Origin of the sequence: Curvibacter cyanobacteriorum, assembly GCF_028649475.1 — a bacterium.
GTDB classification, from domain to species: domain Bacteria; phylum Pseudomonadota; class Gammaproteobacteria; order Burkholderiales; family Burkholderiaceae_C; genus Curvibacter; species Curvibacter cyanobacteriorum.
On the sequence record NZ_JAQSIP010000003.1, the window covers coordinates 370,332 to 391,201 of the forward strand.

Annotated in this window: 14 protein-coding genes; 11 read left to right on the forward strand and 3 right to left on the reverse strand. The window is 69.6% G+C overall.

What is annotated here, in order from left to right:
• Nucleotides 1-43 precede the first annotated feature (43 nt).
• Nucleotides 44-1,753 (forward strand): thiamine pyrophosphate-binding protein, encoded by a 1,710-nt coding sequence (locus PSQ40_RS08315; protein WP_273950517.1) that lies wholly within the window; start codon nucleotides 44-46, stop codon nucleotides 1,751-1,753.
• A 118-nt stretch (nucleotides 1,754-1,871) separates the two neighbouring features.
• Here PSQ40_RS08315 and PSQ40_RS08320 read toward each other — a convergent pair whose 3' ends face one another.
• A complete protein-coding gene (locus PSQ40_RS08320; RefSeq protein ID WP_273950519.1) occupies nucleotides 1,872-2,828 on the reverse strand; it encodes a LysR family transcriptional regulator in 957 nt (318 codons plus the stop codon).
• A 161-nt stretch (nucleotides 2,829-2,989) separates the two neighbouring features.
• Here PSQ40_RS08320 and PSQ40_RS08325 point away from each other — a divergent pair, with 161 nt between their 5' ends.
• The 4 genes from PSQ40_RS08325 to PSQ40_RS08340 all read left to right on the forward strand — a co-directional run bounded on the left by PSQ40_RS08325 (nucleotide 2,990) and on the right by PSQ40_RS08340 (nucleotide 10,228).
• Nucleotides 2,990-3,892 carry an alpha/beta hydrolase fold domain-containing protein gene (locus PSQ40_RS08325; RefSeq protein ID WP_273950521.1) on the forward strand — a complete coding sequence of 301 codons (903 nt, stop codon included), beginning with the start codon at nucleotides 2,990-2,992 and terminating at the stop codon, nucleotides 3,890-3,892.
• 185 nt (nucleotides 3,893-4,077) lie between these two features.
• The gene (locus PSQ40_RS08330) at nucleotides 4,078-5,370 is read left to right on the forward strand and encodes an efflux RND transporter periplasmic adaptor subunit (protein WP_273950523.1); all 1,293 of its coding nucleotides are present in this window, start codon (nucleotides 4,078-4,080) and stop codon (nucleotides 5,368-5,370) included.
• Nucleotides 5,371-5,396: 26 nt separating this feature from the next.
• On the forward strand, nucleotides 5,397-8,666 hold the full coding sequence (locus PSQ40_RS08335; RefSeq protein WP_273950525.1) for an efflux RND transporter permease subunit: 3,270 nt from the start codon (nucleotides 5,397-5,399) through the stop codon (nucleotides 8,664-8,666).
• 11 nt (nucleotides 8,667-8,677) lie between these two features.
• Nucleotides 8,678-10,228 carry an efflux transporter outer membrane subunit gene (locus tag PSQ40_RS08340; RefSeq protein ID WP_273950527.1) on the forward strand — a complete coding sequence of 517 codons (1,551 nt, stop codon included), beginning with the start codon at nucleotides 8,678-8,680 and terminating at the stop codon, nucleotides 10,226-10,228.
• Between the two features lie 118 nt (nucleotides 10,229-10,346).
• On the opposite strand, the gene bfr is transcribed toward PSQ40_RS08340, so the two are convergent.
• Nucleotides 10,347-10,823, reverse strand: a complete 477-nt coding sequence (gene bfr / locus PSQ40_RS08345; protein ID WP_273950528.1) for a bacterioferritin — start codon at nucleotides 10,821-10,823, stop codon at nucleotides 10,347-10,349.
• A gap of 231 nt (nucleotides 10,824-11,054) precedes the next feature.
• Between bfr and PSQ40_RS08350 the strand changes: the two genes are divergently transcribed.
• The 5 genes from PSQ40_RS08350 (at nucleotide 11,055) to PSQ40_RS08370 (ending at nucleotide 17,352) form a co-directional block, all read left to right on the forward strand.
• A complete protein-coding gene (locus PSQ40_RS08350; protein WP_273950530.1) occupies nucleotides 11,055-13,325 on the forward strand; it encodes a TonB-dependent hemoglobin/transferrin/lactoferrin family receptor in 2,271 nt (756 codons plus the stop codon).
• Between the two features lie 64 nt (nucleotides 13,326-13,389).
• On the forward strand, nucleotides 13,390-14,586 hold the full coding sequence (locus PSQ40_RS08355) for a hemin-degrading factor (protein WP_273950532.1): 1,197 nt from the start codon (nucleotides 13,390-13,392) through the stop codon (nucleotides 14,584-14,586).
• Nucleotides 14,583-15,503: a heme/hemin ABC transporter substrate-binding protein gene (locus tag PSQ40_RS08360; protein WP_273950534.1), complete on the forward strand. Its 921-nt coding sequence runs from the start codon at nucleotides 14,583-14,585 to the stop codon at nucleotides 15,501-15,503. The genes PSQ40_RS08355 and PSQ40_RS08360 overlap by 4 nt, the downstream gene beginning before the upstream one ends.
• Complete coding sequence (locus PSQ40_RS08365) at nucleotides 15,500-16,537, forward strand: FecCD family ABC transporter permease (protein WP_273950535.1); 1,038 nt, start codon at nucleotides 15,500-15,502, stop codon at nucleotides 16,535-16,537. The genes PSQ40_RS08360 and PSQ40_RS08365 overlap by 4 nt, the downstream gene beginning before the upstream one ends.
• A complete protein-coding gene (locus PSQ40_RS08370) occupies nucleotides 16,537-17,352 on the forward strand; it encodes an ATP-binding cassette domain-containing protein (RefSeq protein ID WP_273950538.1) in 816 nt (271 codons plus the stop codon). The genes PSQ40_RS08365 and PSQ40_RS08370 overlap by 1 nt, the downstream gene beginning before the upstream one ends.
• 60 nt (nucleotides 17,353-17,412) lie before the next feature.
• Here the strand turns inward: PSQ40_RS08370 and ppsR are convergent, their stop codons facing one another.
• Complete coding sequence (gene ppsR / locus PSQ40_RS08375; RefSeq protein WP_273950541.1) at nucleotides 17,413-18,234, reverse strand: posphoenolpyruvate synthetase regulatory kinase/phosphorylase PpsR; 822 nt, start codon at nucleotides 18,232-18,234, stop codon at nucleotides 17,413-17,415.
• Between the two features lie 206 nt (nucleotides 18,235-18,440).
• On the opposite strand from ppsR, the gene ppsA reads away from it, so the two are divergent.
• The gene (ppsA, locus tag PSQ40_RS08380) at nucleotides 18,441-20,834 is read left to right on the forward strand and encodes a phosphoenolpyruvate synthase (protein ID WP_273950543.1); all 2,394 of its coding nucleotides are present in this window, start codon (nucleotides 18,441-18,443) and stop codon (nucleotides 20,832-20,834) included.
• Nucleotides 20,835-20,870 lie beyond the last annotated feature (36 nt).

Below are 20,870 nucleotides of genomic sequence, written 5' to 3' on the forward strand. Positions count from 1 at the left end.
GCCGTCCGTGTCGGACGGTGTTTTGATCGAGGCACAGCACAACATGGCACAGCGCAACGCAGGACATCTGATCGTCGAATGTTTGATCGCCCAAGGCGTGGAAGTCGCCTTCGGCGTGCCTGGCGAAAGCTACCTGGCGGTGCTCGATGGCTTTCACCGCCACCGCGAGCAGATCCGCTTCATCACCTGCCGCCAGGAGGGCGGTGCGGCCTTCATGGCCGAGGCCCACGGCAAGCTCAGCGGCCGACCCGGCGTTTGCCTGGTGACCCGCGGCCCGGGCGCCACCAATGCCTCGATCGGGGTGCACACCGCGTTCCAGGACTCGACCCCGATGGTGCTGCTGGTGGGCGACGTGGGCAGCGACTTCCGCGACCGCGAGGCGTTTCAGGAAGTCGACTTCCAGAGCTTTTTCGGCCCCAGCACCAAGGCCATGGCCAAGCGGGTGGAGCGCATCGACGACGCGCGCCGCATCCCCGAGTACATCGCGCGTGCTTTCGCCACTGCGATGAATGGCCGACCCGGCCCGGTGGTGCTGGTGTTGCCCGAAGACATGCTGACCCAGACCGTGGACGCCGAGCCGCTGCCGCGCGTCGAAGCGGTGCAGGCCTGGAGCGACCCGGGCGCGCTGCGCGACCTGCGCCAGTTGCTGCTGCAGTCGCAACGCCCCTTGGTGATCGCCGGTGGGGGCGGCTGGACGCCACAGGCCGCGCAGGCGCTGCAGCGCTTTGCCGAGAACTGGCAGCTGCCGGTGGGCAATGCCTTCCGTTTTCAGGACACCTTTGACAACCACCACCCGCTGTACGCAGGCGACGTGGGCATTGGCATCAACCCGCGCCTGGCCGCGCGCATCCGCGAGGCCGACTTGGTGCTGGCCATCGGCCCGCGCCTGGGCGAGATGACCACCAGCGGCTACACCCTGCTGGAGGCCCCGCGCCCGCGCCAGAAGCTGGTCCACATCCATGCCAGCGCCGAGGAGCTGAACCGCGTCTACCAGGCCGACCTCGCGATCCAGTCCAGCATGAACGCGGCCGCCCGCAGCCTGGAGGTGCTGAGCGCCCCACCAAGCCTGCCATGGGCCGACTGGACCGCGGCCGCCCACGCCGACTACGAGGCCAATTTGCAGCCCCAGGCCCTGGCTGGCCTGGACCCGAACCAGCCCGGCGTGATCGACCTGCCCGCGGTGGTCGCGGTGCTGCAAAAGCACCTGCCCGCCGAGGCCGTGCTGACCAATGGCGCGGGCAACTTTGCGAGCTGGGTGCACCGTTACTTCCGCCACTATGGTCTGGCGCGTGGTCACAAGACCCAGTTGGCGCCCACTGTGGGCGCCATGGGCTATGGCGTGCCGGCGGGCATCGCGGCCAACCTGGTCAGCGGCCGGGTGGCCTTCACCATCGCGGGCGACGGCGACTTCCTCATGAACGGCCAAGAGCTGGCCACCGCCGTGCAGCATGGCGGCAAAAGCATCATCGTGCTGCTCAACAACGGCATGTACGGCACCATCCGCATGCACCAGGAGCGCGAGTACCCGAGCCATGTCAGTGGTTCCAGCCTCAGCAACCCCGACTTTTGTGCGCTGGCGCGCGCCTATGGCTATGCGGCCGAGCAGGTCACCCGCACCGAAGACTTCGAGGCGGCCTTGGTGCGCGCGCTGCAAAGCGAGCGCGGCACCTTGATCGAGATCCCCCTGAGCCCCGAAGTGATTACCACCCGCGGCACGCTGAGCGCCATCCGTGAAGCGGCCTTGAAGCGCTGAGGCGCCGGCGCGCACCCCAGCCCGTCCCCCGGCCCCCAGCGCGGCAGGCGCGGCTGGCGCTGGGCCGTGGGCTGGGCTGGCGTTCGGTGGGTGCCGGGCGCGGTGGAGCGCTTGGGGCTCAGGCGGCCTGGCCGCCCACGGTGCCCAGACCGGCTGGCAGCGACTGGCCCTGCAGCAGCGGCCGGGCCGCAAACAGCTCGGCCGCCCAGTCCACAAAGGCGCGCACCTTGGCGCTCAGGTGGCGGTTGGGGGGGTAGACCACATAGACCGGCAGCAGCGGGTGGCCCCACTCGGGCAGCAGGCGCTGCAAGCGACCTTCCGCGAGGAAGGGCTCCGCCTGGTAGCTGGTGATCTGGCCGATGCCCAGGCCTCCGAGCACGGCCTCCAGGTAGGCCGCCGATTCGTTGACACTGACCTTGTACGGGCCCGGGATCTCAATCACCTCGTCGCCCTGGTGAAATTCCAGCGGGTAATGGCGACCGTTGTGGGCGCCAAAGTACATCACCGTGTTGTGCTCGCGCTCGATCTCCAGCGGGTGGCCCGGGGTGCCGTGGCGGCGCAGGTAGTCCGGCGAGGCCACGGTGATGAACTCGAGGTTGCCGATGCGCCGCGCCACCAGCGACTGCTCGATCAGGTTGCCGCCGCGGATCACGCAGTCCACGTTGTCCGAGATCATGTCGACGATGCGGTCGCTGACCCCGAGGTCGAGTTGGATGTCGGGGTAGCGCTCGTGGAAGGCGGGCAGGTTGGGAATCAGCAGCATGCGCGCGATCGACGTCCCCACATCGACGCGCAGCCGCCCGCGCGGGCTGGACCTGGCCTGCCCCATGCTGGCCTCGATGTCGTCAAAGTCGGTCAGCAGGCGCAAGGTGCGCTCGTAGTAGGCCGCGCCATCGGCGGTCACGGTGACGCGCCGCGTGGTGCGGTTGAGCAGCTTCACGCGCAGCCGGGCCTCCAGGGCCTGGATCTGCTTGGTGACAGTGGCCTTGGGCAGGCCCAGCGAATCGGCGGCGCGGGTGAAGGTGCCGGCCTCCACCACGCGCGTGAATATGCGCATGGCCTGGATCGGGTCCATGGGCTCTCCTGTGGTCATGCCCGGGTTTGGGCTGATGCAAATTCTCACATGTTGCGGCGTGGCCATTGTTGGGCGTTTGGAAACACTGCAGTGGTCATGGAGGTGTTTATGCGCGGCCCTTCCGCCACTACAGTTGCAGCATCCCTTTTTGTTGCACTGCCATGTCCACCCCTGACCCAGCGCTTGTGAACCCCTCGCCAGACCCGTCCGCCCCGGCCCCGGCGGGCGCCTGGACCGTCCCCCAAGGCACCGACACCGAGGTCGCCCTGGGCGGCGGCCAGAGCGTGCCGGTGCGGGTTTACGGTCGCAAGAAGGCCGGCGCACCGCAGCCCGTGGTGGTGCACTTCCATGGCGGCGCTTTTGTCTCGGGCTGCCTGGACAATGGCCTCGCCGTGGCGGGCTTGCTGGAGGCCGCTGGCGCGGTGGTGGTGTCGGTGGCTTACCCGCTGGCGCCGCAGCACCCGTTCCCGAACGCGGCCGAAGTGGGCTACCAGGTGCTGCAATGGGTGTACCGCCAGCGCAAGCGCCTGGGCGGTGCCGAGCCCCGCTTCTACCTCGCCGGCGAGGAGGCCGGCGGCAATGTGGCCGCGGCTGTCAGCCTGATGGCACGTGACCAGTCCCACCCGCCGCTGGCGGGCCAGGTGCTGTTGTCGCCCATGCTCGACCCCTGTGTCGGCACCGCGTCCTTGCGCCAGGCCACCGGCTCGGCGACCGCCTGCAAATGGGTGGAGGGCTGGCTCAGCTACCTGCGCAGCCCACGCGATGCCGAGCACCCTTACGCGGTGCCGGCCAACTCGCTGCGCCTGCAAGGCCTGCCGCCCACCCTGGTGCTGGTCGGGCCCGACGACCCGATGCGTGACGAAGCCCTGGCCTATGTCGCACGCTTGCAGGCCGCGGGCCTGCAGGCCCGCGGCGAGGTGCTCACCGCGGCCGAACACTGGCCCGATGCCTTGCTGACCGAGCTGCCCCAGAGCTGCCCTTGCGCACCCGCGGTGCAGCAGCAATTGCAGCGCTTCTTCGCCGAAACGGCGAACCCGACCGGGCCTGCCCCGGTGCCTTCCTAGGCCCTGGCCGCACCGCGGCCGTCCCTCTCTTTTCTTGTTGACCCCGACCGTCTGATCGCCCTTGCACCGGGTGAGGGCGGGCTGTTGCCCGCCGGGTGGAACGGGGTTTGATGTTGGTCCCACGACCGGCCTGGGAGGGCCGGGCGTTGGCTGTGCTCGCTCTTTTTCTGCTTTGGAGGAACCCCATGAACCCGAATCAAGCCCCCCACCCGGGCCCCCACCACGAGGCGCCCGCCGCCGCCGCGCCGACCCCCAGCCCGTCCGCCGTGTCGCGGCGCCCGGTCTGGTTGTCGGCTGTGGCCCTGGCCGTGCTCGCCACCAGCGGGGCCGCCTTCCTGGGCTGGCCCAGTTCGCATGCCGATGCGCCGGCCGCCCAGGCCCCCGCCGCCACCCCGGTGTCGGTGGCCACCGTGGCCGAGCAGCCCATTGCCCTGTGGGACGAGTTCTCGGGCCGGCTCGAAGCCGTGCAGCGCGTGGACTTGCGCCCACGGGTCGCGGGTGCCGTGCAGGCCGTGCATTTCCGCGAAGGCGCGCTGGTGCAGGCCGGTGACCTGTTGTTCAGCCTCGATCCCGCGCCATTTGCGGCCGAGGTCGACCGGGCCCAGGCCCAGGTGGCCGCGGCGCAAGCGCGCCTGGCCTACAGCCAGAGCGAGTTGGAGCGGGCCAGCCGCCTGTGGGAAGACCGCGCCATCGCCCAGCGCGAATACGACGAGCGCCAGAACGCCCAGCGCGAGGCCGACGCCAACCTGCGTGCGGCCCAGGCCGCGCTGCAGAGCGCGCGCCTGAACCTGGGCTATGCCCAGGTGCGGGCCCCGGTCAGTGGCCGCATCGGACGCATCGAAGTCACCGCGGGCAACCTGGTGGCCGCGGGCGCTGGGGCCCCGGTGCTGACCAGCCTGGTGTCGGTGAACCCGATCTACGCCAGCTTTGAAGCCGACGAGCAGGTCATCGCGCAGGCCTTGCAGGGCCTGGGCCGCGGGGCCGCCGCCCGCGCCCGCATCGAGCGCATTCCCGTGCAGATGGGCACCGCCGAGAGCGGCAGCACGCCGTACCAGGGCCACCTGCAACTGGTCGACAACCAGGTCGATGCGCGCAGTGGCACGGTGCGCGTGCGCGCCGTGTTCGACAACCCCGACGGCCAGCTGATGCCGGGCCAGTTTGCCCGCCTGCGCATGGGCCAGGCCCAGTCCCGCCCCGCGCTGCTGATCAACGAGCGCGCCGTGGGCACCGACCAGAACAAGAAGTTCGTGCTGGTGGTGGGCGACGACCAGACCGCGCAGTACCGCGAGGTCACGCTGGGGGCGCCGGTGGACGGCCTGCGGGTGGTCAAGTCGGGCCTCAAGGCCGGTGAGCGGGTGGTCGTCAACGGCCTGCAACACGTCCGACCCGGCGCCCGTGTCACGCCCCAGAGCGTGCCCATGAACCCCGATAACGCCGCTGCGCAGCCCGCTGCCAGCCCCAAGGCGCCTGCGGCCTGAGGCCAGGCTTTGCCCAGAGAACCCTCATGAACCTGTCCAAATTTTTCATTGACCGGCCCATCTTCGCGGGCGTGCTGTCGGTGCTGATGCTGATCGCCGGCCTGCTGGCGCTGCGGGTGCTGCCGGTGTCCGAATACCCCGAGGTGGTGCCACCCCAGGTGGTGGTGCGCGCCAATTACCCGGGCGCCAACCCCAAGGTGATCGCCGAGACCGTGGCCACGCCTCTGGAGGAGGCCATCAACGGTGTCGAAGGCATGCTCTACATGGGCAGCCAGGCCACCACCGATGGCCTGCTGACGCTGACCGTGACCTTCCGCCTGGGCACCGACCCCGACAAGGCCCAGCAGTTGGTGCAGAACCGTGTTGCGCAAGCCGAGGCGCGCCTGCCCGAGGAGGTGCGCCGCCTCGGTCTGGCCACCGTCAAGAGCTCGCCCGACCTGACCCTGGTGGTGCACTTGCTGTCGCCCAATGGGCGCTACGACATGACCTACCTGCGCAACTACGCGGTGCTCAACGTCAAGGACCGCCTGGCCCGCGTCAAGGGCGTGGGCGAGGTGCAGCTGTTCGGCTCGGGCGACTACTCGATGCGCGTCTGGCTGGACCCGCAGAAGGTGGCCCAGCGTGGCCTGTCGGCCAGCGATGTGGTGCGCGCCATCCGCGAGCAGAACGTGCAGGCCGCCGCCGGTGTGGTGGGCGCCTCGCCGGGGCTGCCGGGCGCCGATCTGCAGTTGTCGATCAACGCCCAGGGCCGCCTGCAGAACGAAGAGGAGTTTGGCGACATCATCGTCAAGACCGGGGCCGACGGCGCCGTGACCCGGCTGCGCGACGTGGCGCGGCTGGAGCTGGGCGCGGCCTCGTACGCGCTGCGCTCGCTGCTGGACAACCAGGATGCGGTGGCGGTGCCGATCTTCGCCGCGCCGGGTTCGAACGCGATCCAGATCTCGGACGATGTGCACGCCGCCATGGCCGAGCTCAAGAAGAACATGCCCGACGGCGTGGACTACCAGATCGTCTACGACCCGACGCAGTTCGTGCGCGCCTCGATCGACTCGGTGGTGCACACCCTGCTCGAGGCCGTGGCCCTGGTGGTGCTGGTGGTGATCCTGTTCCTGCAGACCTGGCGCGCGTCCATCATCCCGCTGCTGGCCGTGCCCGTGTCGGTGGTGGGCACCTTCGCCGTGATGCAGTTGTCGGGCTTTTCGATCAACGCCCTGAGCCTGTTCGGCCTGGTGCTGGCGATTGGCATTGTGGTGGACGACGCCATCGTGGTGGTAGAGAACGTGGAGCGCAACATCGAGGCCGGCCTGAGCCCGCGCGAGGCCACCTACCGCGCCATGCGCGAGGTCTCGGGCCCGATCATTGCCATCGCGCTGGTGCTGTGCGCGGTGTTCGTGCCGCTGGCCTTCATCAGCGGTCTGACGGGCCAGTTCTACCGCCAGTTCGCGCTCACCATCGCGATCTCGACCATCATCTCGGCCATCAACTCACTGACCCTGTCGCCCGCGCTCGCCGCCTTGCTGCTGAAGGGCCATGACGCACCCAAGGACGCCCTGACGCGCGCCATGGACCGCGTGCTCGGGGGCTTCTTCCGGGGCTTCAACCGCCTGTTCAGCCGTGGCGCGTCCGCTTACAGCGGCGGGGTGACCCGGGTCATTGCGCGCAAGGGCGCCATGATGGGCCTGTACCTGGTGCTGGGCCTGCTGACCCTGGGCCTGTTCAAGACCGTGCCCGGCGGCTTTGTGCCGGCGCAGGACAAGCAGTACCTGATCGGCTTCGCCCAACTGCCCGATGGCGCCACGCTGGACCGCACCGAGCAGGTGATCCGCCGCATGAGCGAGATCGCCCTGGCCCAGCCCGGCGTCGAGCACGCGGTGGCGTTCCCGGGCCTGTCGATCAATGGCTTCACCAACAGCTCGAACTCGGGCATCGTGTTTGCCACCCTGAAGCCGTTCGAGCAGCGCCGCGACCCCAGCCTCAGCGCGGGCGCCATCGCGGGCCAGCTCAACCAGAAGTACGCGGGCCTGCAAGACGCTTTCATCGCCATGTTCCCGCCACCACCGGTGGCCGGGCTGGGCACCACGGGCGGCTTCAAGCTGCAGATCGAGGACCGGGGTTCGCAGGGCTACGCGGCGCTGGACGGCGCGGTCAAGGCCTTCATGACCAAGGCCTACCAGACGCCCGAGCTGGCCGGCCTGTTCACCAGCTTCCAGGTCAATGTGCCGCAGCTCTACGCCGACATCGACCGCACCCGTGCACGCCAGTTGGGGGTGCCGGTGACCGAGGTGTTCGACACCTTGCAGATCTACCTGGGCAGCCTGTACGCCAATGACTTCAACCGCTTTGGCCGCACCTACAGCGTGCGGGTGCAGGCCGACGCGGCTTACCGCGCGCGCGCCGAGGACGTGGGCCTGCTCAAGGTGCGTGCCACCACGGGCGAGATGGTGCCGCTGTCGGCGGTGCTGAAAATGGCCCCCAGCTTCGGCCCCGAGCGCGCCATGCGCTACAACGGCTACCTGTCGGCCGACGTCAATGGCGGCCCGGCGCCCGGCTATTCGAGTGGCCAGGCCCAGGCCGCGGTGGCCCGCATCGCGGCGGAGACCCTGCCCGCCGGTTTCAGCTACGAGTGGACCGAGCTGACCTACCAGGAGATCCTGGCCGGCAACTCGGCGGTGTGGGTGTTCCCGTTGGCCATCCTGCTGGTGTTTCTGGTGCTGGCCGCGCAGTACGAAAGCCTGACGCTGCCGTTGGCCATCATCCTGATCGTGCCCCTGGGCCTGCTGGCCGCCATGACCGGCGTCTGGCTTTCGGGCGGGGACAACAACGTCTTCACCCAGATCGGGCTGATGGTGCTGGTCGGGCTGTCGGCCAAGAACGCGATCCTGATCGTCGAGTTCGCGCGCGAACTGGAGTTCGTGGGCCGCAGTCCGCTACAGGCCGCGATTGAAGCCAGCCGCCTGCGCCTGCGTCCGATCCTGATGACCTCGCTGGCCTTTGTGATGGGCGTGCTGCCCCTGGTGCTGTCCACGGGGGCGGGCGCCGAAATGCGCCGCGCCATGGGCGTGGCGGTGTTCGCCGGGATGATCGGGGTCACCGCCTTTGGCCTGTTCATGACGCCGGTGTTCTATGTGCTGCTGCGCCGCCTGGCGGGCAACCGCCCGCTGGTGCAGCACGGTGACCTGGTCGCGCCCATCGCCCCCGGTGGCACGGCCCACCCGCCTCACCCGACCGTGGCGGCGCTGCTCCCGGCAGCGGCCGGTGCCGCGGTGCTGGCCAGCGTGCCGGCGACCCCTGATTGAAAGACCCTGCCATGCGCAAATTCTCCTCTCTGATGTCGGGCCGTGTCCTCACGCCCCTGGCCCTGGCCTTGTGGCTGGCCGGTTGTGCCAGCGCCCCCGCGGGGGCCCCCGAGCGTGCCCTGCCGCCGCTGCCTGCACAGTTCAGCAGCGTCCCGACGGTGGCCGCCACGCCGCCGCCAGCCTCTGCGGAGGCGCCCGCCGCCGTGGCCCTGGCGACCCCAGAGGCCGCCACCGGTTCATGGACCCTGGCCCCGGCGGCCGAGGCCCAGCCCCGGGGGGCCTGGTGGCGCCCCTTCATGGACCCGGTGCTCAGTGACCTGGTGACCCGGGCCGACCTGGGCAACACCCGCTTGCAAGCGGCGGCAGCCCGGCTGGCCGAGGCGCGTGCCCTGCTGGGCACGGCCGAGGCCGCGCGGCACCCGCAAGTGGGGGCCAATGTGGGCCTGCAACGCCAGGCCGGGCGCGGCACGCTGGGCGGCGAGCAGCCCAGCACCACGGCCAGCCTGGGGCTTGGTGCCTCGTACGAAGTCGATGTGATGGGCCGCCTCAGCCTGGCCAGCCAGGCCGCGCAGCAGGACGCCCGGGCCCAGGCGGCGCTGCTGCAAAGCACGCGCCTCATGGTGCAGGCCGACGTGGCCCAGACCTACCTGCAACTGCGCGCCCTGCAGTCTGAGCAGGCGCTGGTGGACGAGAGCCTGCAGGCCTTGCGCGACACCTTGCAGCTGACCACCCGGCGTGAGCGGGCCGGCGATGTGGCCGAACTGGACCTGGCCCGCGTGCGCGCCGAGGTCGCGTCCACCGAGGCCGAGTCGCTGGCCCTGCAGCGGCAGCAGGCGCTGCTGACCCACGCGCTGGCCGTGCTGGTCGGCGAGGTGGCCACGGGCTTCAGCCTGCCGGCGCCCAGCGCCGACATCAGCCTGCCGGTGGTGCCGCCGGGCGTGCCCGGCACGGTGCTGGCCCGCCGACCCGATGTGGCGGCCGCGCAGGCCGCGGTGCTGGCCGCCCAGGCCCGCGTCGGGGTGGCCCAGGCCGCGTGGTTCCCGGCCGTCACGCTGACCGGTGCCGCGGGCCAGGCCTCGCCCGAGCTCAGCGACCTGTTCAAGTGGTCGGCCCGGGCCTGGAGCGTGGGCGCCCTGATGTCCTTGCCGCTGTGGGATGGCGGGCGGCGCGAGTCGCTCCAGCAGGGCGCCCAGGCCCGGCTGGACGCGGCGCTGGCGGCCTACCGTGGCCAGGTGCTGACCGCGTTTGGCGAGGTTGAGGACCAGCTGCGCAGCCTGCAACTGCTGGCCGCGCAGTCCGAGGCCCAGGCGCGTGCGGTGGCCTCGGCCCAGCGCGCCACGGCCTTGTCGGCATCGCGGTACCGGCATGGCCTGGTGAGCCAGATCGAATGGCTCGATGCCCGCCGTGCCGAGCTGCGCAACCGCCGCGCCGAGCTGCAGGCGCGCACCGGCCAGGCGGTCGCCACCGTGGCCCTGGTAAGGGCCTTGGGCGGCGGTTGGGACGGGGATGGCCAGCGCCCCGCGGGGGCTCAGGTGTCGATGGCGCCCGCGGCCCGGCCCTGAGCCGCGCCCGCGCCGGGGCCCGTGCGGCCCGTCGGGGTCGGCTGAACAAGGCCTTCGGGCCGCGCCAATAAAAACGGGGCCCGAGGGCCCCGTCAGGTCACCGTCACCGGGGTGCGGTTTATTCGATTTCGCCCATCTGCGATTGCAGGTAGTTGGGCAGGCCGACCTTGCCGATCAGATCGATCTGGGTTTCCAGGAAGTCGATGTGTTCTTCGGTGTCGTCGAGGATCTTCTGCAGCAGGTCGCGCGACACATAGTCACGCACCGATTCGCAGTGCGCGATGCCGGCCTTGATGGTGGCCTGGGCGCCTTGTTCGGCGGCCAGGTCGCAGCTCAGGATCTCGGGCACGTCCTCGCCAACCGACAACTTGCCCAGGTCTTGCAGGTTGGGCAGGCCATCGAGCGTGAAGATGCGGTCCATCAGCCAGTCGGCATGCTTCATTTCACCGATCGATTCGGCGTATTCCTTCTTGGCCAGCTTGTCGAAGCCCCAGTGCTTCAGCATGCGGTAGTGCAGGAAGTACTGGTTGATGGCTGTCAGCTCGTTCTTGAGCTGCGCTTGCAGGTGGGCAATGACTTGTGCGTCGCCTTTCATGGCTGTTCCTTGGTTCAGTCTGTCTAGGGCCCGATTGTGGTGTATTTGGCGGGCTCGGCCAACAGATGTCACCGGTTTTTCCGGGGCAAGCGGAACTTTACAAAGTCAATTTCTTCTCATCAAATGAGAATTATTCTCATATAATCCTTTCACGCCAGCCAAGCGATGGGTTGCCTTTGACCCACGGCCTCCGCCAGCACCTCAACTTTCATGTGTGCTCGAGAGGTCGTCTTGTCTGGATTTGCGCTTTCTTCCCTGTTTCCCCTGCGCGGTGCCGCCTCGGCGCGCCGCCCCTGGGTCTTTGCCGGCAACTGCCTGTTGCTGGGTTCGTCCACCCTGTCGGTCGGTGCCCAGCCGGTGTCGATGCCCGAACCGGTTGCGCAGGTGGCCGCGCTGTCCGAGGTGGTCATCAGCGGTTCGCGCCACGAGCAGGACCCCGATGAACTGCCCATGAGCCTGGACGTGCTGCGCCAGTCAGACCTGGAGCGGCGCCAGGTGCGCGACATCCGCGACGTGGCGCGCGAGGTGCCCGGCCTGTCGGTGACGCGGGCCCCCGCGCGCTTCACGCTGGCCTCCAGCAGCACCGGTCGCGATCAGAACGCGGGCTTCAACATCCGGGGCCTCGATGGCAACCGGGTGCTGATGCTGGTCGACGGCATCCGCCAACCGCGCAGCTATGTGTTCAGCGCCAATGCCTTTGGCCGCGACTACCTGGAGCTGGGCCTGATCGAGCGGGTCGAGGTGCTCAAGGGCCCCATGTCGGCGCTGTATGGCTCGGACGGGCTGGCGGGCCTGGTGAACTTCATCACCCTCGACCCCGCCGCGCTGCTGCGCGACGGTCAGCCGCTGGGTGGCCGGGCCAGCGTGGCCTATGCCAGCGAGGACCGTGGCTGGCGCGCCGGCGCCACCCTGGCGGGCCGCCCCAGCGACACCCTGCAGTGGCTGCTGGGCGTGCACACCTCGGGCGCCCGGGCGCTGCAAAACATGGGCAGCAACGCGTCGGCCAACGTCGACCGCACCGAGCCCAACCCTGAGCAGCAAAAAGGCGAAGGCCTGTTGTTCAAGGCGGTGCTGACGCCCGGCGGCGGGCAGCGCCACACCCTGAGCCTCGAGCATGTGCGCAAGCAGGCCGACTACACCCTGCTGTCGGCGGTGGCCAAGGCGCCGTTCAGCAGCACGTCGACGGTGCATGCCCGTTCGTGGTCGCAGCTGCAGCGCGACCGCCTGAGCTGGGACGCGCGCTGGCAACCCGGTCTGGCCTGGGCGCAGGACGTGCGCACCGTGCTCAGCTACCAGGACGCCCGCTCACGCGAATTCGCCTACGAGGACCGCTACACCGCGGCAGACCGCGAGCGCGATGTGCGCTACACCGAGCGCACTTGGCAAGCCGGTGTGCAGGCGTCGCGCGTGCTGACCGAGGGTGCTCGTTCGCACCGCATCACCTACGGCGTGGACTGGGTGCGCACCTCGGTGCTCAACCTGCAAACCGGCGTCACCCCGGCGGCGGGTGAAACCTTCCCGCTCAAACGCTTCCCTGACACGGTGGAGACCAGCCAGGCGCTGTACGTGCAAGACGAGGTGATCGAGGGCCCGTGGAGCGTCACGGCCGCCTTGCGCGCCGAGCACTTCCGCTTGCAGGCCGATCAGGCGGGGTTCTCGCCCCCGTCGTCCACCCCGGCGGCGTCGTTGTCGGGTTCGGCGACCTCGCCCAAGCTGGGCGTGATGCGCCAGCTCTCGCCCCAGTGGAGCGTGTTCAGCCATTACGCAGCGGGCTTCCGGGCGCCGAACGCGGGCCAGGTCAACGCCTACTTCGAGAACACCACCCAGTACTACAAGTCGATTCCCAACCCCAACCTCAAGCCGGAGACCAGCCACAACCTGGAGCTGGGCCTGCGCGGCCGGCTGGCCGACTGGCGGCTGGATGCCGCGGTCTTCACCGGCTTCTACAAAGACTTCATCGAGGACCAGCGCCTGGTCGGCGGCAGCATGACCGCCGCCAACCCGCTGATCTACCAGTCCGTCAACATCGGTCGGGTGCGCTTGTCGGGCCTGGAGTTCAAGGGGGAGAAGGACTGGGGCGTGTGGGCCGGTGGCCGGCTGTCCAGCCCCTTCGCCTACAGCCGCGTGGTGGGCAAGGACACGCTGACCCAGCGGCCGATCAACTCGATCGACCCGCAGCGCCTGAGCGCCGGCCTGCGCTACGAACGCGCGCAATGGAGCGCTCGCCTCGATGTGCAGCACCGCAGCGCCAAGAAGGCGTCCGAGGTCGACAGCACCCAGTTGTCGGCGCAGTTCCTGCCGCCGGCGTCGACCACGCTGGACCTGTCAGGCCAATGGCGCCTGCGCCGCGACCTGCGCCTGAATGTGGCGCTGACCAACCTCAGCAACCAGCGGGTTTGGTACTGGTCCGATGTGCGTGGCCTGTCGTCGGCCTCGGCGGTCAAGGACGCCTACACCCAGCCAGGGCGTTCGCTGCGCGTGGCCTTGGTGGCTGATTTCTGAGCGCCCGCCGGGCGCCGGCCGCCCCGCTGCGGTCTCTCTTTGTTGTGTGAATTGGAGTGCTGTGATGTCTTCCGTGATCTCTGCGGGCCCGCTGGCCCAGTCCCCTTTGTCGGCGCCCGATGGGCCCTTGAGCGAGGTCGCCGCGACCCCGGCGCCCACCACCCCGGCCGCGGTGTGTGCGGCCTTCGAGGCGCTGCGCCAGGCCGGGCTGCGTGCCCGCGACGCGGCTGAGCGCCTGGGCCTCAGCGAAGGCGCCGTGCTCGCCGCCCACGCCTTGGCGGGCGCCGAGGGCGCGGTGGCCGAGCCGCCCGCGTCGCGCCTGGGCGTGCTGCCCCTGAACGGCCACTGGGTCGATTTGCTCAAGGCGCTGGAGCCCTGCGGCCCGCTGATGGCCCTGACGCGCAACCACAGCGTGGTGCACGAGAAGACCGGGGTCTACCGCCGCGTGTCGGCGCAGGGCGAGGTGGGCCTGGTGTTGGACCGCGACATCGACCTGCGCCTGTTCCTGGCCCAGTGGCATGCCGGTTTTGCGGTGCGCGAGCGGCCCCTGCGGGAAGGCCAGTTCGAGGCGCTGAGCCTGCAGTTCTTTGATGCCTGGGGCCACGCGGTGCACAAGGTGTTTGTGCGCGAGGCCACCGACCGCCTGGCGTTGGAAGCGGTGATGGCGCGCTTTGCCGCGCCCGAGGCCCGGCCCCAGTTTGCGCCGGGGCGTGCGCCGCGCCCGGTGCCCCGGCCTGACGCCGAGTGCCATGCGGACGCGCTGTGCGCCGACTGGGCTGCGCTGCGCGACACGCATGATTTTTTTGCCCTGCTCAAACGCCATGGGCTGGACCGTCGGCAGAGCTTCCGGCTCGCCGAAGGCCGCTTCACGACGCGCCTGCCGAGCGACGCCATCGCGCGCCTGTTGCACCTGGCCGCCGCCTCGGGTCTGGGCCTGATGGTGTTTGTGGGCAATGCGGGCTGCATCCAGATCCACAGCGGACCAGTGCAGCGCGTGGTGCCGCTGCAAACCGACAGCGGCCAGTGGCTCAATGTCATGGACCCCGGCTTCAACCTGCACCTGCGCGCTGATTTGCTGGACCAGGTCTGGGCCGTGGACAAGCCCAGCGACGACGGGGTGGTCAGTTCGGTGGAGGCTTTTGACGCCGACGGCGAGCTGATGCTGATGGTGTTCGGCGAACGCCAACCCGGTCAGGCGCAAGACCCCGCCTGGCATGAACTGGTGCATTCGCTGCGGCCCGGTGCGCAGGAGGCCGCATGAGCCGCGCGCCTGAGCGGACCCTGCCGGGGCCAACCGACGCCGGGTCGGGCCCCGGCAGAGCCCTCGTTTCGCGTCGGCGCTGCCTGGCCTGGGGGGCGGGCGCCTGGGCCGGGGCGGTCAGTGGCGGGGCCCAGGCGGCGCCGGCCCGACTGGTCACCCTGGGCGGCGCCTTGACCGAGGTGGTCTACGCGCTGTCGGCGCAAGGCCAGCTGGTGGGCTCGGACACCACCAGCACCTACCCCGACGCGGCGCTGCGCACGGCCAAGGTCGGTTACCTGCGTCAGCTGTCGGCCGAAGGCCTGTTGTCCTTGCGCCCGGAGGTGGTGCTGGGCACCAGCGAGGCCGGCCCGCCGGCCGTGCTGGACCAGGTGCGTCAGGCCGGGGTGCGGGTAGAGCTGGTGCCGGTGGTGCACCAGTGGCGTGAGGTGCGTGCCAAGGTCGAACTGGTCGGTCAGGTCACGGGCCGTGCGGCCGCCGCGAGCGCACTGTGGCAACGCCTGGAGGCCGAATGGGCGCAGCTGGGGCGCCTGGTGGCGCGCCGCGCGGGCCAGCCGGCCCCGCGCGCCCTGTTTGTGTTGGCCCACGCGGGCGCGCCTCAAGTGGCGGGGCGTAGCACCGCGGCCGATGCGGTGCTGGGCTACGCCGGTGCCACCAACGTGATGACGGGGTTCGAGGGCTACCGACCGCTCAACGCCGAGGCCCTGGCCGCCGCCGCGCCCGAGGTGTTGGTCACCACCCAGCAGGGGCTGGAGGCCCAGGGCGGAATCGACCGCTTTTGGCAGCGGCCCGAGTGGGCCGTGACCCCGGCCTTCGCTCGCCGCCGCCTGGTGACGCTCGAGGCCAGCCACCTGCTGGGCTTTGGGCCGCGCCTGCCCAGCGCGGTGCTGGCCCTGCACCAGGGCCTGGTCAACGCATGAGCACCGTCTGGCAAGCACGCCGCTACCCCGGCGTGTTGTGGCGCCTGGGCGCGCTGTTGCTCGCGGCCACGGTGCTGGCGGCTTTCACCGGGGCCTACCGGCTGGACCTGGCCCGGCTGGCCGCGCTGCTGGCCTCGCCCGAGGCGCGTTCGGGGCCTGATGGCCTGGTGTTCCTGCACATCCGCCTGCCGCGCCTGATGCTGGGCTTGGCCGCGGGCGCCGGTCTGGGGCTGGCCGGTGCGCTGATGCAAGGCCTGTTTCGCAACCCCCTGGCCGACCCGGGCCTGATCGGTGTTAGCAGTGGCGCCGCGCTGGCCGCGGCCAGCACCATCGTGCTGGGCACCTGGTGGTGGCCGGGGCTGTCGCGCAGCTGGGGCGGTGGGGCCCTGGTGCTGGGGGCCTTTGCCGGCGGCCTGGCGGTCTGTGCCTTGGTGTACGGCCTGGCGCGCTCCCCCAGCGGGCTGCGCGTGGAATCCTTGCTGCTGGCCGGGGTGGGCGTCAATGCCTTGGCGGGGGCCGGGCTGGGCACGCTGAGCTTTCTGGCCACCGACGAGCAGCTGCGCAACCTGCAGTTCTGGTTGTTGGGCAGCCTCGGGGGCGCCCGTTGGACGTCGGTGAGCTGGGTTGTGGCTGGGGTGTTGCTGGCCGTGGTGCCGGCTTGCCGGCTCGCGGCGGGCCTCAATGTGCTGGCCCTGGGGGAGGCGCAGGCCGTGCTGTCGGGGGTGCGGCTCGAGTCCTTGAAGCGGCAGGTCGTTGTGCTGACGGCGCTGCTGGTGGGTGCCATCACCGCCACCACCGGGGTGATTGGCTTTGTCGGCCTGATCGCGCCGCACGGTGTGCGCCTGCTCGCGGGCGCCGACCACCGGCTGCTGCTGCCGGGCTCGGCCCTGCTGGGGGCGGTGTTGGTGGTGGGGGCGGACGCCCTGGCCCGGGTGCTGGTGCAACCGGCCGAATTGCCCTTGGGGGTGCTGACCGCCTACGTCGGTGTGCCCGTGTTTTTGGCCTTGTTGCGCCGTCGCCGAGGAGCCATGTGATGCTGGGTTTGGAGCAGTTGGCCGTGTCGGTGCGGCCGCCGCAGGTGTTGCTGCGTTGCGAGGCCGCCTTGCAAGTGGGCCGTGTCACCGCCGTGTTGGGGCCCAACGGGGCAGGCAAATCCAGTTTGCTGGCGGTGCTTTCGGGGCTGAAGGCCCCGTGGCAGGGGCGGGTGACCCTGGACGGCCGGCCCTTGGGGGGCTGGTCGCCGTCGGCGCTGGCCCGGCAGCGCGCGGTCATGCTGCAAGAGCACGCAGTGGCTTTTGAGCACCCGGTCAGCGAGGTGGTGGCCCTGGGCCGCTTTGCCCACCAGCGTCAACCCAGTCGCCACGAGTCGGCCATCGTGCCGGCCGCGCTGGCGGCCATGGGGGTGGCGACCTTGGGCGCCCGCCGGTACGCCAGCCTGTCGGGCGGCGAAAAGGCGCGTGTGCAGTGGGCCCGCGCACTGGCCCAGATCTGGGAGCCGGTGGCCGCTGGCGGCGCGCGCTGGCTGCTGTTGGACGAACCCACGGCCGCCCTGGACCTGGCGCACCAGCACGCCTGCCTGGGCTGGCTGCGCGCTTGGGCGCGGGCGCAGTCGGTGGGGGTGGTGGTGGTGCTGCACGACCTCAACCTGGCGCTGCGCTACAGCGACGATGTGCTCTTGCTGCCCGGCGCGGCCGAGCCCCAGGCCCGCGCCTGGTTCGGGGCCACCGAGGCGGTGCTGACGCCCGAACGGGTGCGCCAGGTCTGGGGGGTGGCCGTGCAGGAGGCTGCGCCCGCGGCCCCCGGCCCGGGCCACCCGCCCTGTCGCCAGATGGTGTTCGGACCGGCCTGAGGCACCCCCCCCGCAGGCCTGGGCCTGGGCCCGGGCGGGGTCAGCGCCGGCGGCCGGGCTTCAGTACACCAGGCGCTCGGGGCGGATCTCTTGCAGGATGGTGGTGGCGATCTCTTCGATCGACTTGGTGGTGCTGCTGAGCCAGCGGATGCCGCTGCGCCGCATCATGGCTTCGGCTTCGTTGACTTCGGCGCGGCAGTTCTCCAGGCTGGCGTAGCGCGAGTTGGGGCGGCGCTCGTTGCGGATTTCGGACAGGCGTTCGGGGTGGATGGTCAGGCCGAACAGCTTTTTGCGGTGCGGCATCAGGGCCGGGGGCAGTTGACGGCGCTCGAAGTCCTCGGGGATCAGCGGGTAGTTGGCCGCCTTCAGGCCGTGTTGCATCGCCAGGTACAGGCTGGTTGGGGTCTTGCCGCTGCGGCTGACGCCCACCAGGATCACGTCGGCGCCTTCGAGGTCGCGGTTCGACTGGCCGTCGTCGTGCGCCAGGCTGAAATTGATGGCCTCGATGCGGTCGTGGTACTCCTGGCTCTTGCTGACATCCGAGAAGCGCCCCACGCGGTGGTGCGACTTGATGCCCAGCTCTTGCTCCAGCGGGTGCACAAAGGTGCCAAACATGTCCAGCAGCATGCCTTGGCAGCCTTCCTGGATGACGGCCAGCACCTCCATGTTGACCAGGGTGGTGAAGACGATGGGCTTGCGGCCCTCGATGTCAGCGGTGTGGTTGATCTGGCGCACCACTTGGTGCGCCTTGTCCACGGTGTCGATGAAAGGCAGGCGCACATGACGCGGCTTCATGTCGAACTGGGCCAGGATGGCGTTGCCGAAGGTTTCGGCCGTGATGCCGGTGCCGTCCGAAATGAAGAAGACGGTGCGAGTGTGCATAAAAAGAGACTCCTGAAGAGGGTGTCAGCCTGTCGCCAGACCGCGGGCGCCGCTCGCGCCTACAATCCGTCCATTATCCAAATTCTCACCATGCACCGCTCTGACCTACAAGCAGAACTAAAAAGTCGCCGGCTGTGCATGGGCGCTGGTGGCCTGTCCCCGGGGGACGGCACCGCAGACCCGGTTTCAACTTCTGGAGCTTTCCCATGTCTGCACTTTTCAGCCCGACCGCCCTGGTCGTACCGTTTGAAAACCTGAGAATGAGCGATGTCGAGGCCGTTGGCGGTAAGAACGCCAGCCTCGGCGAAATGATCTCGCAACTGCCGCAAGGCGTGCGGGTGCCCACCGGCTTCGCCACCACGGCGCATGCCTTCCGCCAGTTCCTGGCCCACGACGGCCTGGCCGACAAGATCAACGCCCGCCTGTCCACCCTGGACACCGAGGACGTCAACGCCCTGGCCAAGGCCGGTGCGGAGATCCGCGCCATGGTCGAAGCCCAGCCTTTCCCGGCCGACCTGCAAGAAGCCATCGCCAGCGCCTTCGCGACGCTGAGCGCGGGCAATGCCGCTGCGTCCTTTGCCGTGCGTTCCTCGGCCACCGCCGAAGACCTGCCGGACGCCTCGTTCGCGGGCCAGCAGGAGACCTTCCTCAACGTGGTTGGCCTCGACGATGTGCTGCACAAGATGAAAGAGGTGTTCGCCAGCCTCTACAACGACCGCGCCATCAGCTACCGCGTGCACAAGGGCTTTGCCCACGCCGATGTGGCCTTGTCGGCCGGCGTGCAGCGAATGGTGCGCTCCGATCTGGGGGCCGCCGGCGTGATGTTCACCATCGACACCGAGTCCGGCTTTGAAGACGTGGTGTTTATCACCTCGAGCTACGGCCTGGGTGAAACCGTGGTGCAGGGCGCCGTCAACCCCGACGAGTTCTATGTGCACAAGCCCATGCTCAAGGCGGGCAAGCGCGCCGTGATCCGCCGCAACCTGGGCTCCAAGCTGATCCAGATGGTGTTCGCCTCGGCGGAAGAGAAGGCCGCCAGCGGCAAGCTGGTCAAGACCATCGATGTGCCCACCGAGCAGCGCAACCGCTACTCGCTGACCGATGCCGATGTCGAGCAACTGGCCCAGTACGCGCTGGTGATCGAGCAGCACTACGGCCGCCCGATGGACATCGAGTGGGGCAAGGACGGCACCGACGGCCAGCTCTACATCCTGCAGGCCCGCCCTGAGACCGTGAAGAGCCAGCAGCAAGGCAAGGCCGAGCTGCGCTACAAGCTCAAGGGCCAAGGCGCCGTGCTGGCCGAAGGCCGTGCCATTGGCCAGAAGATCGGCACCGGCCCGGTGCGCCTGGTGCACCACATCAGCGAGATGGACAAGGTCCAGCCCGGCGATGTGCTGGTCACCGACATGACCGACCCCAACTGGGAGCCGGTGATGAAGCGCGCCAGCGCCATCGTCACCAACCGCGGCGGTCGCACCTGCCACGCCGCCATCATTGCGCGCGAGCTGGGCATCCCGGCCGTGGTCGGCTGCGGCAACGCCACCGACCTGCTCAAGGACGGCACCCTGGTCACCGTCAGCTGCGCTGAAGGCGACACCGGCCACATCTATGACGGTCTGCTCGAAACCGAGGTGACCGAGGTGCAACGCGGTCAGATGCCGAAGATCGCCACCAAGATCATGATGAACGTGGGCAACCCGCAACTGGCGTTCGACTTCTGCCAGCTGCCCAACGAAGGCGTGGGCCTGGCCCGCCTCGAGTTCATCATCAACAACAACATCGGCGTGCACCCCAAGGCCATCCTGGACTACCCGAACATCGACGCCGACCTGAAGAAGGCCGTCGAGTCGGTGGCCCGTGGCCACGCTTCGCCGCGTGCCTTCTATGTCGACAAGGTCGCCGAGGGCGTGGCCACCATCGCCGCCGCCTTCTGGCCCAAGCCGGTGATCGTGCGCCTGTCCGACTTCAAGAGCAACGAGTACCGCAAGCTGATCGGCGGCAGCCGCTACGAGCCCGAAGAAGAAAACCCGATGCTGGGTTTCCGCGGCGCGGCGCGTTACATCAGCGCCGAATTCGGCGAAGCCTTTGCCATGGAGTGCGAAGCCCTCAAGCGCGTGCGCAACGACATGGGCCTGACCAATGTGCAGGTGATGGTGCCGTTCGTGCGCACCCTGGGCCAAGCCGACCGCGTGACCCAGTTGCTGGGCGCCCATGGCCTGAAGCGCGGCGAGAACGAGCTCAAGCTGATCATGATGTGCGAAGTGCCGAGCAACGCCATCCTGGCCGACGAGTTCCTGCAGTACTTCGACGGCTTCTCGATCGGCTCCAACGACCTGACCCAGCTGACGCTGGGCCTGGACCGCGATTCGGGCCTCGAGTTGTTGGCAGCCGACTTTGACGAGCGTGACCCGGCCGTCAAGGCCATGCTGAGCCGGGCCATCAACGCCTGCAAGGCGCAAGGCAAGTACGTCGGTATCTGCGGCCAAGGCCCCAGCGACCACCCGGACTTCGCGCAATGGCTGGCCGATGAAGGCATTGCCTCCATCTCGCTGAACCCGGACAGCGTGATCGAAACCTGGAAGCGTCTGGCGGGCGTTTGAGCCCCGCTGAGCGGGCCCGGCACCGGCCCGCTCGCC

Bases quoted from the DNA above. Each gene is read 5' to 3' on its own strand.
- PSQ40_RS08325 (WP_273950521.1), top strand. From the start codon at position 2,990: ATGTCCACCCCTGACCCAGCGCTTGTGAACCCCTCGCCAGACCCGTCC.
- bfr (WP_273950528.1), bottom strand. From the start codon at position 10,823: ATGAAAGGCGACGCACAAGTCATTGCCCACCTGCAAGCGCAGCTCAAG.
- PSQ40_RS08370 (WP_273950538.1), top strand. From the start codon at position 16,537: ATGCTGGGTTTGGAGCAGTTGGCCGTGTCGGTGCGGCCGCCGCAGGTG.
- PSQ40_RS08320 (WP_273950519.1), bottom strand. From the start codon at position 2,828: ATGGACCCGATCCAGGCCATGCGCATATTCACGCGCGTGGTGGAGGCC.
- PSQ40_RS08315 (WP_273950517.1), top strand. From the start codon at position 44: ATGGCACAGCGCAACGCAGGACATCTGATCGTCGAATGTTTGATCGCC.
- PSQ40_RS08335 (WP_273950525.1), top strand. From the start codon at position 5,397: ATGAACCTGTCCAAATTTTTCATTGACCGGCCCATCTTCGCGGGCGTG.
- PSQ40_RS08340 (WP_273950527.1), top strand. From the start codon at position 8,678: ATGCGCAAATTCTCCTCTCTGATGTCGGGCCGTGTCCTCACGCCCCTG.
- PSQ40_RS08365 (WP_273950535.1), top strand. From the start codon at position 15,500: ATGAGCACCGTCTGGCAAGCACGCCGCTACCCCGGCGTGTTGTGGCGC.
- PSQ40_RS08330 (WP_273950523.1), top strand. From the start codon at position 4,078: ATGAACCCGAATCAAGCCCCCCACCCGGGCCCCCACCACGAGGCGCCC.
- PSQ40_RS08360 (WP_273950534.1), top strand. From the start codon at position 14,583: ATGAGCCGCGCGCCTGAGCGGACCCTGCCGGGGCCAACCGACGCCGGG.
- ppsA (WP_273950543.1), top strand. From the start codon at position 18,441: ATGTCTGCACTTTTCAGCCCGACCGCCCTGGTCGTACCGTTTGAAAAC.
- PSQ40_RS08355 (WP_273950532.1), top strand. From the start codon at position 13,390: ATGTCTTCCGTGATCTCTGCGGGCCCGCTGGCCCAGTCCCCTTTGTCG.
- ppsR (WP_273950541.1), bottom strand. From the start codon at position 18,234: ATGCACACTCGCACCGTCTTCTTCATTTCGGACGGCACCGGCATCACG.